Source organism: Enterococcus sp. DIV1307a, from assembly GCF_050537425.1.
Classification (GTDB): domain Bacteria; phylum Bacillota; class Bacilli; order Lactobacillales; family Enterococcaceae; genus Enterococcus; species Enterococcus faecalis.
The window spans coordinates 2803064-2817259 of the sequence record NZ_CP172914.1 but is presented as its reverse complement, the minus strand read 5'-3'; the positions used below and the strand labels follow the sequence as shown (position 1 = coordinate 2817259).

Sequence of the window (14196 nt, the reverse complement as noted above, 5' to 3'; positions counted from 1 at the left end):
ACAGTGACCTCCTATATGTTTAAATTTTGGTTATCTAAAAAATGTGGATAACTTAAAAGAATGAGCATAGTCGATTTTAGCATTTTTTTAAAACTTTTTCCACAAGCAATTGTTCAATGTGGAAAAAAAGTACACAAGGGTGAAAAAAGTTTTCCACAGGGTGTCGACACTTGCGGAAGAAAGTGGTTGTTGAATGAGTTATCCACAAAAAGTTGAGAATAATTAAGCTTGACACAATCATGTTTCAAGAACTTATCAACAGTCAAAAAAACACCTGTGTAAAACTTTTTAACAGGCTGTTTTTTTGTGTAAAACTAGTGGAAAAATGGCTGTGAACAGAAAAAAATGTGGAAAACTATCCACAAGCTACTCACAGGAAAATTTAATTTGTGGATAATTGAAACGAATCTTTCTCAGGAAATATTTCTTAAATTTTATTGACAAAAGACCCTATTACTCGTTATACTATCAAAGTATGTCTATATATTGATGGATAGTTACAATTTCAGGAGGTGTAATTGCATGAAAAGAACGTATCAACCAAACAAACGTAAACGCCAAAAAGTTCACGGATTCCGTAAACGTATGAGCACTAAAAATGGCCGTCGCGTATTAGCAAGCCGTCGTCGTAAAGGTAGAAAAGTTATTTCTGCTTAATGATGGTCTGGTCTTTTAAACAGTCAATTTCTAAGAACCCTTAGTTATCTCCATAATTTTTTGGAAGATGTGAAGATAACTAAGGGTTCTTTTTCTGTTTTCAATAAAAGAAAGCAGGATTCTATAGAAAAGGCTACTAAAAAAGAGCGGAAATATGCTATTATTATTAAGAAGTAAAAAAATATAGAAACAAAGGGATGCCGATGAAAAAGTCCTACCGTGTCAAGAAAGAAAAAGAATTTCAACAGGTGTTTAATAAAAAACAATCTTGTGCAAATCGTCGTTTCGTGGTGTACGTTTTAGAGAAACCACAACAAGACCATTTTCGAGTGGGGATTTCTGTTGGGAAGAAAATTGGAAACGCGGTCACAAGAAATGCTGTGAAGCGGAAAATCCGCGCGAGTTTATTTCAATTAAAAGACCGTATCTCTCCAGAAATTGATTTTATCGTGATTGCACGTCCAGGATTGGAAAAATTATCGTCTGAAGAAGTGAAAGCTAATTTAACACATGTGTTAAATTTAGCTAAAATATTAGATGTAAGAGAGGGAATTGAGTAGTGAAGAAGTATAAGCGCTTATTATTAATGGCTGGGTTAGTGACCTTAGTCTTTGTTTTATCCGCCTGCGGAACCGCGCCCGTAAGTGAAAGTAGTACAGGAATTTGGGATCGATACATTGTTTATTATTTTGCCCAAGCGATTAAGTTCCTATCATTAGGCGGCAGTGTCGGAATTGGGATTATCCTATTTACGTTAGTCATCCGGATTATTTTATTGCCGTTGATGCATTTCCAAACGAAGAGTATGCGTAAAACACAAGAGTTGCAACCGCAATTAAAGGCCTTGCAACAAAAATATTCTTCAAAAGATCCTGAAACACAACGCTTATTCCGAGAAGAACAGCAACGTTTGTATGCAGAGAATAATGTGAATCCTTACATTGGCTGTTTACCACTGTTGGTTCAACTACCAATCATGATGGCTTTGTATCAAGCCATTTCACGCGTGCCTGAGTTAAAAGAAGGAACGTTCTTGTGGTTAAGCCTCGATAAGCCGGATCCGTATTTAATTTTACCGATTTTAGCGGCTGTCTTTACGTTTGCTAGTACGTATCTTTCAAGTATGAGCCAACTAGAAACAAATGCCTCACTGAAAATTATGAATTACGTTATGCCAGCGATGATCTTCTTTATGGGGATTTCATTAGCCAGCAGTTTATCTCTTTACTGGGTGGTCTCAAATGCCTTCCAAACAGGGCAAACATTGTTATTAAACAATCCATTCAAAATCCGTAAAGAGCGGGAGGAAGCAGCACGTCAAGCCAAAGCACGGGAGCGAGCGCTTGAACGAGCAAAAAGTCCTAAGAAAAAAGGGAAGAAAAAATAAAGGAGGTCGTTCAGATGCCGATTTATGAAGGAAATACAATCGAAGAAGCAACGCAGAAAGGCTTACAAGCACTTAGTTTAACCAAAGAGGATGTTACAATTGATGTGTTAGACGAAGGAAAAAAAGGATTTTTAGGTCTAGGAAAAAAACTTGCCCAAATTTCAATGGAACCAACGATTAGTGAGCAAGTCACAGAAGCGGTCGAAGAAACAGTGGAAGATATTGTTGTTGCCGATGAAGCAAAAGCAGTGGAAGAAGCAGTTGAGGAATTAACCGAAGCAATTCCTAGTCTCTCAGAGGAATCAACACATTCTTTAGAAAATCTGGAAGATGAAGCTGCTATTACTGAATTAGCGATGTATTTAACGAATATTTCAAATGAACTGAACGCCCCTGCCATGGTTCGCATAGCGCGCGAGAATGGCAATATTATCTTCCATTTAGAAACAGAAAAACAAGGCATCTTGATTGGAAAACACGGAAAAGTGTTAAATGCGTTACAGTATTTAGCGCAAGTCTTTATTCACCGCATTGCAAGCAATAAGCTATCGATTGTTGTAAATGTCGGAAATTATCGTGAAAAACGTCATGAAATTTTGGAACGTTTAGCGAAACGCACCGCGGAAAAAGCCAAACGCACTGGGCGGCCAGTCTTCTTGGAACCAATGCCGGCTTTTGAAAGAAAACAAATCCATCACACGCTAAGTAAAGATGAGCAAATCAAAACCCATTCTGAAGGGGATGAACCTTATCGGTATTTAGTGGTTGAACCAGTTAAGAAGTATTTTTAAACAAACAAAGAAACGTTGGCAACTCTCAGCAGGGACTGAATAGTTGCCAACGTTTCTTTGTTAAATGATTTTTTAGCCGTCTCCGTTTCTTTTTTTATGTTATGATAATCAGTAATTACTCCAGTAGTAAATTCAAATGAAAAAGTTTTGTAAAGAGACGTAGGGGGAGCAACAGGTATGCGTACGGAGAAAATACTGGTTGTAGATGATGATGCAGCAGTTCGTCGCTTGATTTGGAAAGCATTACAATCAACAGGTATTCTTATTTACCAAAGTGAATCAATTGAAAAAACAAAAGATATCGTGTCCAGAGTTACCTTTGATTTGTTCATTTTAGATGATAACTTGGAACATGACAGCGATGGTTACTACTTAGTCCAAATGATTAGAGAGAAATATCCACTGGTGCCAATTATCTTTTTTAGTAGCAAAAAAGAAGAAGAGGATATCATTGCAGCCTTGGAAATGGGTGTGGATAGTTATATAACGAAACCTTTTTCCTTGAATGTTTTTAAGGCTCAGGTGATTGCTTCGTTGAATCGATCTCGAATGATTCGAAAACAATTGAATGTTTATAAAAAAGAAGAGCTACAGGTAGGCGATTTCCGTTTTGATTATGGTCGTTATCAACTATTTAAAAAGGATTTACCTATTTCATTGTCTTCGAAAGAAGTTCAATTAATTCAATTTTTTCTGGAGAATCCCGAGCAAGTATTCTCTAAAGAACAAATTTACAGCAGTGTTTGGGGTACTGGGGATGTCGATGCGAATACGATTATGGTTTTTATTAATCGTTTACGAAGTAAATTAGAAGAAAACCCGAAAGAACCTTGTTACCTTCGGACCGTTTGGGGCATTGGTTATACCTTTACGCCAGATGGTTGCGTACAAAAAAAATGAAAAAAGGCCCGCAGTTGCACGAGCGACTGCGGGTCTTTTTTGATTATTCAATTTGTCGACGTTCCATTTCTTTCAAAATAAATTGAAGCGAACGATTTAGATGTTCATGGGTTAAAAGTGTGATCTGGTCAATATTCTTTGTTTTCATTCCGCGGAAAATTAACCAATGTTCTTCTAGGGCAATACTACGACGTTCTGAGGCACGAATCGCAATATCTCTGAAATAGATTAAGTAAGCATGGAGATCAGTCACAATTTTTTTTAAACGTAGCATCTGACTCTTAGTATAAATAAAGGAATTAAAATCTGAAAAGTTCTGTAGTAAGTCATCTACTTGGTTATTTTTATTGTATTGTTCTCCTTCGAGAAGTAAGGCTTCCAATTCATCAAAATCTTCTGGTGTCATGAGTTCCATGGCTTTAATGGTTGCTAAAGTGTCCAAAGATTTACGAATATCATAAATTTCATAAGCATCTTTCATACTGATCCCTTTAACCACGATACCCACCATAGGTATATGTTCCACCAATTGTTCTTTGACCAATTCTTGTAAAGCAAAGCGAATGGGCGTCCGACTAATGTTTAATTGCTCGGAAAATTCTTTTTCGTTAATCCGTTCACCTGCAGGAATATCCCCTAAAATAATGGTTTTTTTAAAGGCTTCATAGGTACAAATTTTTAGAGGTTTACTGCTGGTTAAATCTAAGTTCCGTTTTACTGCTTCAACCGTTGGATTCATATGAGGCACCTCCCTATAGGTTATTTTTATAGATAATAAATATAATATTAAAAATGAAAATATAACGCAAGAAAAGACAAAATGAAAAGAAAACCGAGGAGAAAAGGCACTCCTACGGTTTCAGCGACGACGTTTAATTTTGTGGAATAAATAAAGGCATGTGACCTAAAGCAACAATTGTAACAACGAAAATAACGAAAATTCCTAAGGCATATTTTGCCGATTCTTTTTGCCATTGGCCCATATCTAAACCAGTTAAACGTAATAGCAAGTAAATAAATGCCACTAATGGACTTAATAAGTGGAACGCTTGCCCCATTAAGGAAGCTAAAGCCATAGACATATTGTCAAATCCATAAGAACGTCCAGCTTCTGCTAGGACTGGTAAGACACCGAAATAGAAACCATCGTTTGAAATAAAGAATGTTCCTGGTGCTGAAATGAACGCAATCACTAAGCCCCAAGCGCCGGCTAATTGTTTTGGAATAATATTAACAAAGCTATTTGCTAAGGCATTGGCCATACCAGAACCTTGGAATAAGCCCATGAAGACGCCAGCAGCAAAAACTAAGATAACTACTTGCACAGCATCACCAGCATTTGCACTGATACGGCTGCTTTGATCTTTTAATTTTGGATAGTTAATCATTAAAGCGATACAAGTACCAACTAGGAATAATAATAGCGGTGGCATTTCAATCCACGAAGGCAAACCTAATTGACCAACGAATGAACTTAGGACTAACCAACCGATTAAGATAATCGTTAAAATACCATTGAATGCAAAATTCTTTGGACGACGGATTTCTAATAACTCAGGATCGTTAACAATAGTCATTTCTTCCAATTCTTTATCAGTAAGCGTTGTCACGCCTAAGCGAGCACGTTCTTTTTTCCCCATGCGATAAGCAACAAAGAAGATAACATACAATACAGATAAAATCATACCAGGTGCTAAATAAGAAAGAATGTCGGCATCAACTTCTAGTACGGCCATGGCACGAGCTGTTGGACCGCCCCAAGGTAATAAGTTCATAATGGTGTTTTGTAAGATAACAAGCACACCTAAATTCATCAATTTCATATTAAGTTTTTTGTAGATGGGAATAAACGCAGAACAGCAAATCAAGGTCGTAGTTGTTCCATCTCCGTTTAAGGAAACAGCAGCAGCAACTACCGCAGTAGCCATCAAGACTTTCATTGGATCGCCTTTAGCAAAGTAAATCATTTTTTTAGTGATTGGGTCAAACAAACCAGCATCCAACATAATAGAGAAGTAAAGAATGGCAAATAATAACATAATACCAGTTTTTGAAGTAGTTGAAATCCCATCTAAGACGAAATTCCCAATGTTGACTTCAGGGACAACACCGTCAGCACCAGGTGGCGGACTCGCTACTCCAGTTGCAATTGCAATCAAAGTAAAAATAAGAGGAATAATTACTAAAGATGTAAACGGTGACAATTTCTTTTTCATGATTACATACATAAAGATGATAATCATACCATAAGCTAAAATAGTGAGTAACATGTTTTTCTTCCTTTCTTTTTTAGAACCTTTTTGTAAGCGTTAACAACCGGTGTTAATAAAAAAGAATAGCCATGAGAAATGTTTCACAGTATTCTGGTTTACAACAAAAAATATTTTTTGTGTTTGTCTATAGTGTGAGAATATACAAACTTTCGCAGAGAATAAATAGCCTAAAACAAAAAGAACATCAAAAAAACAATTCAACAATCAAATTCTTATTAATAACTTAATATAATATTAATAGAATCTTAACGGCTGGTAAATGCTTATATACCAATGTTTACAGAGTTTTTTTCACAAAATAAACAATAAAAGAACAATCTGAGCTAGTGTTATCACTAGGTTTTTTAACGGTTTTTTCTATAATGAACGTATACCAAGAATTAGTGAAAGGAGAGACAATATGGGCCTATTTAAGTCCTTATTCAAGAGAGAGCAACACATGCAGGATACCGAGATTAATGAAAGCGTTATCCAACGTGAAGCGGATAACTTGGAAAAGCGATGGATAGATATACCAGCATATATTCCTGCTGAGCCAAAAGAATATCAATTGGTAAGTATTGTGGCCACTGCCATCGCAGCAGGAGAGTTTCCAGAAAGTCGTTTTGTTATCAAAAAAATCGCAAAACGAAATCCAGAAGCAAAAGAAGTTGCCATTATTGCAGCCAGTATAGCTGCAGAGCTTTCAGAAGAGTCTCAGCTAGTTGTCAAAAGAATTTCAAAACAAAACCTTGAGGAGGATCATTATGTTACGCAAATTTAAAATTTCAATTGATGGGAAAGAATATTTAGTCGAGATGGAAGAAATCGGTGGCGTCCCACAACCAGCACCTGTTGCGCCACAACCAACAGCGCCAGTTGCTACGACAGAAACACCAGCCCCTGCTGTTGAAGAAACCCCAGCGCCAGCAGCACAGCCAGCCGCCCCAGCAGGAGCAGATGCAATGCCTGCGCCAATGCCAGGAACTGTGTTAAAAGTATTAGTCAATGTTGGTGATACGGTGTCCGAGAACCAACCATTGTTAATTTTAGAAGCAATGAAGATGGAAAATGAAATCGTTGCAGGAAAAGCAGGTACGGTAACAGGAATTCATGTTACCCAAGGCCAAATTGTGAACCCAGGGGAACCATTAATAACAATTAACTAGAATTAATTTAAGAAGAGGAAGTGATTTGTGTGGAGACACTGATTCAAGGTGTTATAGGAATGGGCCAAGAACCAGGACGCATTGTGATGATGCTGATTGGTGGACTATTAATGTATTTAGGAATAAAAAAAGAGTATGAACCAACACTTTTAGTGCCGATGGGTTTAGGAACGATTTTAGTGAACTTTCCTAATTCCGGCGTATTGAGCGCTGGCGGCGAGCCAGGTCCGTTTAATGTTCTTTTTGATTTTGGAATAAAAACAGAGTTATTCCCGTTATTATTATTTATTGGGATTGGGGCAATGATTGATTTCGGTCCATTGTTACAAAATCCGTTTATGTTGATGTTTGGTGCCGCTGCACAGTTTGGGATTTTCTTTACAGTTATTATGGCTGTTTTATTAGGTTTTGATTTAAACGATGCTGCTTCGATTGGGATTATTGGTGCCGCTGATGGTCCAACGTCTATTTTCGTAGCAAATACCTTACATTCAAAATACATGGGGGCCATAATGGTTGCCGCTTACTCCTACATGGCGTTAGTTCCGATTATTCAACCAGTAGCGATTAAAGCAGTGACGACGAAAGCCGAACGTCGTATCCGTATGACTTATCGGGCCGGTGAAGTTTCTCAAACAGCGAAAATTCTTTTCCCGGTTGTTATTACGATTGTCGCAGGGTTAATTGCGCCGGTGTCATTACCATTAGTTGGTTTCTTAATGTTTGGGAACTTATTAAGAGAATGTGGCGTTTTGGATCGTTTATCCATTACAGCTCAAAATGAATTGGTAAATATTATTAGTATCTTGCTAGGATTATCTATTTCCGTTAGCATGAACTATGCAGAGTTCTTAAAAGTCGATACATTGATGGTTATTGGCTTAGGGTTAGTCGCCTTTATTATGGACTCAGTCGGCGGCGTGCTTTTTGCTAAATTCTTGAATTTATTTAGAAAAGAAAAAATCAATCCAATGATTGGTGCTGCAGGTATTTCCGCTTTCCCAATGTCTAGTCGGGTCATTCAAAAAATGGCTACAGATGAAGACCCACAAAACTTTATTTTAATGCATGCTGCTGGTGCCAACGTTTCAGGACAAATCGCTTCTGTAATTGCTGGCGGCTTACTATTAGCCTTTTTAACATAGGACGGAAAGGAGAACGAATACATGTCTGTTAACATGGAAGATTTAAAAATTGCTTTTGAACTGTTAGGTTTTGGTTGGGGCGGCGTTTTCGTTGTTTTATTTATCATTTATCTAGCATCTAAATTACTAACAAAATTATTTCCAATTAAAAAATAAAGGAGGTTATTGCTGTGAGCAGCGTATATACAATGAAAAGAATCTGGTTGCAAAAAGATAAAAAAGCTTATCAAGCTTGGCGCGAATTAATGGAAAAAGCCGAATTGCAAACGACAGAAGCACTTGATTACACCGTTGGCATATATGATGACACAGCATTAATCGCCTCTGGCTCGCTTTCAGGCAAAACGATTAAGTGCGTGGCCGTTTGTAAAAAATATCAATCTGAAAATTTGTTAACCCAATTGGTGGTTCATCTACTTGAAAAACTGAGAGAAGAAAACCAATTACACAGTTTTTTGTATACAAAACCAAAAAATGAACAAATTTTTCAGTCGCTAGGCTTTCAAAAAGTGGTTGCGAATCAAGAGGTGCTATTTATGGAGCAAGGCAAACCAGATTTTGCCGATTATCTTGATTACCTGACACAGCATAAAAAAGCAGGGCCAGCCAGTAGCATTGTCATGAATGCAAATCCTTTTACGAAAGGCCATCAGTACTTAGTCGAAAAAGCAGCCAAAGAAAGTCCGCACGTTTATGTGTTTGTTTTATCTGAAGATAAATCGCTGTTTTCAAAAGAAGCACGTTTCGCAATGGTGCAAAAAGGGGTAGCCCATTTACCCAATGTGACAGTCCTATCTACAGAAGATTACTTAGTTTCGTCTGCGACTTTTCCTACCTATTTTTTGAAAGAAAAAGCGCCATTAGAGGTAGCTGCAATTCAAGCAACGCTTGATGCAACGTTATTTAAAGAAAGAATTGCGCCAATACTTGAAATTCAGCAACGTTATGTGGGAGAAGAGCCTTATTCAGAAGTGACCGATGTCTACAATCAAGCAATGCAACAAGTTTTCGGACAAACGATAACGCTAACCATTGTCCCGCGATTAGCGAGTGATGGAGAGCTGATTAGTGCGACGAAAGTTCGCAAAGCGATGGCTGAAGGCGACAAAGAGACACTCAAGAAGTTTTTACCAGCAACAAGTTATCAATACTTAGTAGAACACAAGAAACTAATGAGGTGAAGAAAGTGAAGATTATCAAAAATGCTACTGCAGGGACAGTAGAATCAAGTGATATTATGATTACCGTCCAACCCATTGAATCAACAGAAAATACCATTGAATTAGAAAGTAGTGTCGAAAAACAATTTGGCAATCAAATTCGTCAGGTGATTACGACAACTTTGGAACATTTAGATGTCCAAGGCGTTGCGGTCAAGGCGATTGATAAAGGGGCATTAGATTGTACAATCAAAGCTCGGATGATTACAGTTTTACATCGAGGCGCTGAAAAAGAAACGTATGATTGGAAGGAGTTGGACTCATGGAACGTTTAAGAAGAACAATGATGTTTGTCCCTGGAGCGAACGCAGCAATGCTAAGAGATGCACCTTTGTATGGGGCAGATTCAATCATGTTTGATTTAGAAGATGCAGTTTCATTAAAAGAAAAAGACTCTGCCCGTGTTTTAGTCCATTCTGCTTTGAAAACTTTCGATTATGGCAATATTGAAATTGTTGTTCGGATCAATGCTTTAGATGCCGGTGGCGCAGAAGATATTGAAGCAATGGTCTTAGCTGGTGTCGATGTGATTCGTTTACCAAAAACAGAAACAGCCCAAGATATCATTGATGTCGAGGCAGTCATTACAGAAGTAGAACAGCAAAATGACATTCCCGTAGGAACAACGAAAATGATGGCTGCTATCGAATCGGCTGAAGGTGTTCTAAATGCGCCCGCGATTGCCAAAAGTTCAACTCGCTTGATTGGCATCGCGTTAGGCGCCGAAGACTATGTTACCAATATGAAAACACGGCGCCATCCAGATGGCCAAGAACTATTCTTTGCTCGTAGCATGATTTTACATGCCGCTCGAGCAGCTGGGATTGCAGCTATTGATACGGTCTATTCAGATGTAGACAATACGGAAGGCTTTGAAGCCGAAGTTCGTTTGATTAAACAGCTAGGTTTCGATGGAAAATCGGTGATTAACCCTCGTCAAATCCCATTAGTTAATAATATTTATGCGCCAACAGAAAAAGAAATCCAGAATGCTAAGGAAGTAATCTGGGGCATTCGGGAAGCCGAAGCAAAAGGTTCCGGTGTTATCTCCGTAAATGGAAAAATGGTTGATAAACCAATTGTTGAACGAGCTGAACGGGTCATTGCGTTAGCATTGGCGGCTAAATTAATTACCGAGGAGGAAATATAGACATGGTAGTAAATAAAGTAGGCAAAGACATTCCTCAATCTTATGCAGAGCAATACGGCATTTATGAAGGAGAATTAGCACACATTGATGCTTATCAAGAAGCGAGCCGAGCAATTAAACCAGTGAAACCTCGGGAGACAAAACTTTTAGGAAGTATTCGTGAAGCAATTGAAAAAACAGGTTTAAAAGATGGCATGACCATCTCTTTCCATCACCATTTCCGTGAAGGAGACTATGTGATGAATTTAGTTTTAGCCGAGATTGCCGCCATGGGGCTGAAAAACATTTCGATTGCACCTAGTTCAATTGCAAATGTTCATGAACCTTTGATCGAACACATTAAAAATGGAGTAGTCACCAACATTACTTCTTCTGGTTTGAGAGATAAAGTAGGCGCCGCTATTTCAGCAGGTATCATGGAAAATCCTGTGGTGATTCGTTCACATGGTGGCCGGGCACGGGCAGTAGCAGCAGGCGATATCCATATTGATGTAGCTTTCTTAGGTGCACCAAGTTCAGACGCTTATGGAAATGCGAATGGAACCAAAGGAAAAGCTACCTGTGGTTCTCTTGGATATGCGATGGTCGATGCAAAATATGCGGATCAAGTGGTCATCATTACTGACACATTAGTACCATATCCTAATACCCCTATTAGTATTCCACAAACAGATGTTGATTATGTGGTAGAAATTGATGCAATTGGTGATCCAGATGGAATTGCCAAAGGCGCGACACGTTTTACAAAGAATCCTAAAGAATTATTGATTGCTGAATATGCCGCAAAAATAATTACACATTCTCCTTACTACAAAGAAGGCTTCTCATTCCAAACAGGAACAGGTGGCTCTTCACTAGCAGTTACGCGGTTCATGAGAGAACAAATGCTTAAAGATGGCATTAAAGCAAGTTTCGCTTTAGGCGGAATTACGAATGCAATGGTGGAACTTTTGGAAGAAGGCTTAGTAGAAAAAATTATTGACGTCCAAGACTTTGATCATCCATCAGCTATTTCTTTAGGGGAAAATGCCAATCATTATGAAATTGATGCCAATATGTATGCCTCACCGCTTAGCAAAGGGGCGGTTATTAATCAATTAGACACAGCTATTTTATCTGCTTTAGAAGTGGACACAGATTTTAATGTAAATGTCATTACTGGTTCAGATGGTGTCATCCGTGGTGCTTCTGGCGGACATTCCGATACAAGTATGGCTTGTAAAATGAGTCTAGTGATTGCACCACTTGTTCGTGGACGGATTCCAACAATCGTTGAGCAAGTAAATACAGTCGTTACACCAGGTACGAGTGTCGATGTCGTAGTAACAGAAGTCGGCATTGCAATCAATCCAAAAAGAACAGACTTAATTGATTGTTTTAAAACCTTAGACGTTCCTCAGTTTACGTTAGAAGAGTTGAAAGACAAAGCCTACAACATTGTTGGCACCCCGGAACCAATTAAATATGGAGACAAAGTCGTTGCGTTAATTGAATACCGAGATGGTAGTCTAATTGATGTGGTACGCAATGTTTAATGGGGAAAAAGTAACACTTTTAGAGATGTTGGATGCTCGCGAACAAAGAGCTGCCACACAGAAGGAGTTGTTAGAAACAGCACCAGAAGCTAGTCTCTTATCTGCCACAATGAATATTCCTGGAGAAGTAAAAAATTCGCCCACCTTAACGGCTGTTTTTTTAGAAGTAATTGACGAAGTCGAGCAACAATTGCTGGATCAAGTACCGATTGTTAATTTTTACCGGAATGAAAAAACAGGACCTGAATATTATTTGGCGGTTTCGTTAGCCCCACAAGAATTAAAACAAAGAATGGTCAAAATTGAAGAAACACATCCTTATGGTCGTTTAGTGGACCTAGATGTTTTATGGGGAAATGAGGAACTAAAAAGCCTTCATCGAGGAGATTTAGGCTTGCCACCACGGCGCTGTTTTATTTGCCAAGAAGAGGCGAAAGTCTGTGGACGAAATCGACGTCACAGTCTTGAAGCAATGCAAGAAAAAATAACAGAAATAATTTTGACACGAAAGGAGCAGCCAAGTGAGTAAAAAAATTCGTTTTACAGAAACGGTGCTACGGGATGGACAACAAAGTTTAATTGCAACACGGATGCCAACCTCAGATATGCTGCCGATTATTAAAACAATGGACGAGGCAGGATTTCATGCATTAGAAATGTGGGGCGGGGCAACGTTTGATTCCTGTGTCCGCTATTTAAACGAGGATCCTTGGGAACGTCTTCGCCAAATTCGCAAAGAAGTTAAAAATACCAAACTTCAAATGTTATTACGAGGACAAAATTTACTAGGATATCGTCATTACGCTGATGATGTGGTGCGGGCCTTTGTCGAAAAATCAGTTGAAAATGGGATTGATATTATTCGTATTTTCGATGCCTTGAATGATGTCCGTAATTTACAAACAGCAATTCAAACAACAAAAGAAGCTGGCGGACACTGTCAAGCAGCGATTTCTTATACTACGAGTGAAATTCATACCATCGATTACTTTGTAAAATTAGCCAAAGAATTAAGTCAAACAGGAGCGGATTCCATTTGTATTAAGGATATGGCAGGCGTTTTGACGCCACAAACTGGTTTTGAATTAGTGAGCAAAATGAAAGATGCCATTGATTTACCTTTAGAGGTGCATACGCATGCGACTAGTGGTATTTCTGAGATGACCTATTTAAAAGTTGCTGAAGCAGGTGCGGATATCATCGATACAGCTATCTCTTCTTTCGCTGGCGGTACGAGTCAACCAGCCACAGAATCTGTAGCCATTGCGTTAGAAGATTTAGGCTTTGAAACAGGTTTAAATATGGAAAAAGTAACAGAGATTGCTGACTATTTCAATCCGATTCGTGATCGTTTTAGAAGTGAAGGCATTTTAAACCCTAAAGTTAAAGATACGGAACCGAAAACCTTGATTTATCAAGTGCCTGGTGGTATGTTATCAAACTTATTAAGTCAATTAACGGAGCAAGGCTTACAAGACAAATATGAAGAAGTTTTAGCTGAAGTACCTAAAGTAAGAGCAGATTTAGGGTATCCACCACTAGTTACGCCGCTTTCACAAATGGTTGGAACACAAGCCTTAATGAATGTGATTTCTGGGGAAAGATATTCCTTAATACCGAATGAAATCAAAGATTATGTGCGCGGAGAATATGGCAAATCACCAGCACCTATCGCAGAAGAGATTAAGCAAAAAATCATTGGGGATGAAGAGGTAATCACTTGTCGACCAGCGGATTTATTGAAACCAGAGTTGCATAGTTTAGAAAATGAAATCCAACAATATGCAAAATCTGAAGAGGATGTCCTATTATATGCGATGTTCCCACAACAAGGAAAAGACTTTTTAGGACGTCGTGAAGATCCTTTTTACGATGTACCGTTACAGAAAGTGACAGTCAAACTTGACTTGCCAGAATAGAACGGGCAAGTGCTCCGCAAATGTATAAAGAAGCAAGGGTTTGAGCGACGATAACGGTTGTTCAAACCCTT

General features: G+C 38.4%; 17 protein-coding genes. 15 read left to right on the top strand and 2 right to left on the bottom strand.

Annotated elements, in window-relative coordinates; translation table 11 throughout:
* The first annotated feature begins 522 nt into the window (after positions 1-522).
* From rpmH to IGL90_RS13650, 5 genes are all read left to right on the top strand, one after another.
* Entirely contained in the window at positions 523-657 is a 135-nt protein-coding gene (gene rpmH / locus IGL90_RS13670; protein WP_002356012.1) for a 50S ribosomal protein L34, read from the top strand.
* A 203-nt stretch (positions 658-860) separates the two neighbouring features.
* Complete coding sequence (rnpA, locus tag IGL90_RS13665; protein ID WP_048738026.1) at positions 861-1217, top strand: ribonuclease P protein component; 357 nt, start codon at positions 861-863, stop codon at positions 1215-1217.
* Positions 1217-2044, top strand: a complete 828-nt coding sequence (locus IGL90_RS13660) for a YidC/Oxa1 family membrane protein insertase (protein ID WP_002356010.1) — start codon at positions 1217-1219, stop codon at positions 2042-2044. The genes rnpA and IGL90_RS13660 overlap by 1 nt, the downstream gene beginning before the upstream one ends.
* Before the next feature lie 14 nt (positions 2045-2058).
* Entirely contained in the window at positions 2059-2835 is a 777-nt protein-coding gene (gene jag / locus IGL90_RS13655) for an RNA-binding cell elongation regulator Jag/EloR (RefSeq protein ID WP_048738024.1), read from the top strand.
* 177 nt (positions 2836-3012) lie between these two features.
* On the top strand, positions 3013-3735 hold the full coding sequence (locus IGL90_RS13650) for a response regulator transcription factor (protein WP_010824887.1): 723 nt from the start codon (positions 3013-3015) through the stop codon (positions 3733-3735).
* A 43-nt stretch (positions 3736-3778) separates the two neighbouring features.
* Here the strand turns inward: IGL90_RS13650 and IGL90_RS13645 are convergent, their stop codons facing one another.
* Together IGL90_RS13645 and IGL90_RS13640 are read right to left on the bottom strand one after the other, a co-directional pair.
* A complete protein-coding gene (locus tag IGL90_RS13645) occupies positions 3779-4474 on the bottom strand; it encodes a GntR family transcriptional regulator (RefSeq protein WP_002356006.1) in 696 nt (231 codons plus the stop codon).
* Between the two features lie 133 nt (positions 4475-4607).
* On the bottom strand, positions 4608-6005 hold the full coding sequence (locus IGL90_RS13640; RefSeq protein WP_002410309.1) for a CitMHS family transporter: 1398 nt from the start codon (positions 6003-6005) through the stop codon (positions 4608-4610).
* 403 nt (positions 6006-6408) lie between these two features.
* Between IGL90_RS13640 and IGL90_RS13635 the strand changes: the two genes are divergently transcribed.
* Genes IGL90_RS13635 through IGL90_RS13590 form a run of 10 tightly spaced genes read left to right on the top strand, consistent with a single transcriptional unit; the run spans position 6409 to position 14125 of the window.
* Entirely contained in the window at positions 6409-6771 is a 363-nt protein-coding gene (locus IGL90_RS13635) for a hypothetical protein (RefSeq protein ID WP_048738021.1), read from the top strand.
* Positions 6755-7156 (top strand): acetyl-CoA carboxylase biotin carboxyl carrier protein subunit, encoded by a 402-nt coding sequence (locus IGL90_RS13630; protein ID WP_033594381.1) that lies wholly within the window; start codon positions 6755-6757, stop codon positions 7154-7156. Before IGL90_RS13635 ends, IGL90_RS13630 begins: the two co-directional genes overlap by 17 nt.
* A 29-nt stretch (positions 7157-7185) precedes the next feature.
* On the top strand, positions 7186-8301 hold the full coding sequence (locus tag IGL90_RS13625; protein WP_002383526.1) for a sodium ion-translocating decarboxylase subunit beta: 1116 nt from the start codon (positions 7186-7188) through the stop codon (positions 8299-8301).
* A gap of 21 nt (positions 8302-8322) precedes the next feature.
* A complete protein-coding gene (locus tag IGL90_RS13620) occupies positions 8323-8457 on the top strand; it encodes an OadG-related small transporter subunit (protein ID WP_002356001.1) in 135 nt (44 codons plus the stop codon).
* A 32-nt stretch (positions 8458-8489) separates the two neighbouring features.
* A complete protein-coding gene (citC, locus tag IGL90_RS13615) occupies positions 8490-9482 on the top strand; it encodes a [citrate (pro-3S)-lyase] ligase (protein WP_002359207.1) in 993 nt (330 codons plus the stop codon).
* A 5-nt stretch (positions 9483-9487) separates the two neighbouring features.
* Positions 9488-9796, top strand: a complete 309-nt coding sequence (gene citD, locus IGL90_RS13610; RefSeq protein ID WP_002355999.1) for a citrate lyase acyl carrier protein — start codon at positions 9488-9490, stop codon at positions 9794-9796.
* The gene (gene citE, locus IGL90_RS13605) at positions 9784-10671 is read left to right on the top strand and encodes a citrate (pro-3S)-lyase subunit beta (protein WP_002376284.1); all 888 of its coding nucleotides are present in this window, start codon (positions 9784-9786) and stop codon (positions 10669-10671) included. The genes citD and citE overlap by 13 nt, the downstream gene beginning before the upstream one ends.
* A 2-nt stretch (positions 10672-10673) precedes the next feature.
* Entirely contained in the window at positions 10674-12206 is a 1533-nt protein-coding gene (citF, locus tag IGL90_RS13600) for a citrate lyase subunit alpha (RefSeq protein ID WP_002355996.1), read from the top strand.
* Positions 12199-12735, top strand: a complete 537-nt coding sequence (gene citX, locus IGL90_RS13595; protein ID WP_002390266.1) for a citrate lyase holo-[acyl-carrier protein] synthase — start codon at positions 12199-12201, stop codon at positions 12733-12735. Before citF ends, citX begins: the two co-directional genes overlap by 8 nt.
* Positions 12728-14125 (top strand): oxaloacetate decarboxylase subunit alpha, encoded by a 1398-nt coding sequence (locus tag IGL90_RS13590; protein WP_002359205.1) that lies wholly within the window; start codon positions 12728-12730, stop codon positions 14123-14125. The genes citX and IGL90_RS13590 overlap by 8 nt, the downstream gene beginning before the upstream one ends.
* The last annotated feature ends 71 nt before the right edge of the window (positions 14126-14196 follow it).

What these genes read in the sequence shown, in the direction of transcription:
- rpmH (WP_002356012.1), top strand. Translation starts at nt 523, where the DNA reads ATGAAAAGAACGTATCAACCAAACAAACGTAAACGCCAAAAAGTTCAC.
- rnpA (WP_048738026.1), top strand. Translation starts at nt 861, where the DNA reads ATGAAAAAGTCCTACCGTGTCAAGAAAGAAAAAGAATTTCAACAGGTG.
- jag (WP_048738024.1), top strand. Translation starts at nt 2,059, where the DNA reads ATGCCGATTTATGAAGGAAATACAATCGAAGAAGCAACGCAGAAAGGC.
- IGL90_RS13650 (WP_010824887.1), top strand. Translation starts at nt 3,013, where the DNA reads ATGCGTACGGAGAAAATACTGGTTGTAGATGATGATGCAGCAGTTCGT.
- IGL90_RS13645 (WP_002356006.1), bottom strand. Translation starts at nt 4,474, where the DNA reads ATGAATCCAACGGTTGAAGCAGTAAAACGGAACTTAGATTTAACCAGC.
- IGL90_RS13640 (WP_002410309.1), bottom strand. Translation starts at nt 6,005, where the DNA reads ATGTTACTCACTATTTTAGCTTATGGTATGATTATCATCTTTATGTAT.
- IGL90_RS13635 (WP_048738021.1), top strand. Translation starts at nt 6,409, where the DNA reads ATGGGCCTATTTAAGTCCTTATTCAAGAGAGAGCAACACATGCAGGAT.
- IGL90_RS13630 (WP_033594381.1), top strand. Translation starts at nt 6,755, where the DNA reads ATGTTACGCAAATTTAAAATTTCAATTGATGGGAAAGAATATTTAGTC.
- IGL90_RS13620 (WP_002356001.1), top strand. Translation starts at nt 8,323, where the DNA reads ATGTCTGTTAACATGGAAGATTTAAAAATTGCTTTTGAACTGTTAGGT.
- citC (WP_002359207.1), top strand. Translation starts at nt 8,490, where the DNA reads ATGAAAAGAATCTGGTTGCAAAAAGATAAAAAAGCTTATCAAGCTTGG.
- citE (WP_002376284.1), top strand. Translation starts at nt 9,784, where the DNA reads ATGGAACGTTTAAGAAGAACAATGATGTTTGTCCCTGGAGCGAACGCA.
- citF (WP_002355996.1), top strand. Translation starts at nt 10,674, where the DNA reads ATGGTAGTAAATAAAGTAGGCAAAGACATTCCTCAATCTTATGCAGAG.
- citX (WP_002390266.1), top strand. Translation starts at nt 12,199, where the DNA reads ATGTTTAATGGGGAAAAAGTAACACTTTTAGAGATGTTGGATGCTCGC.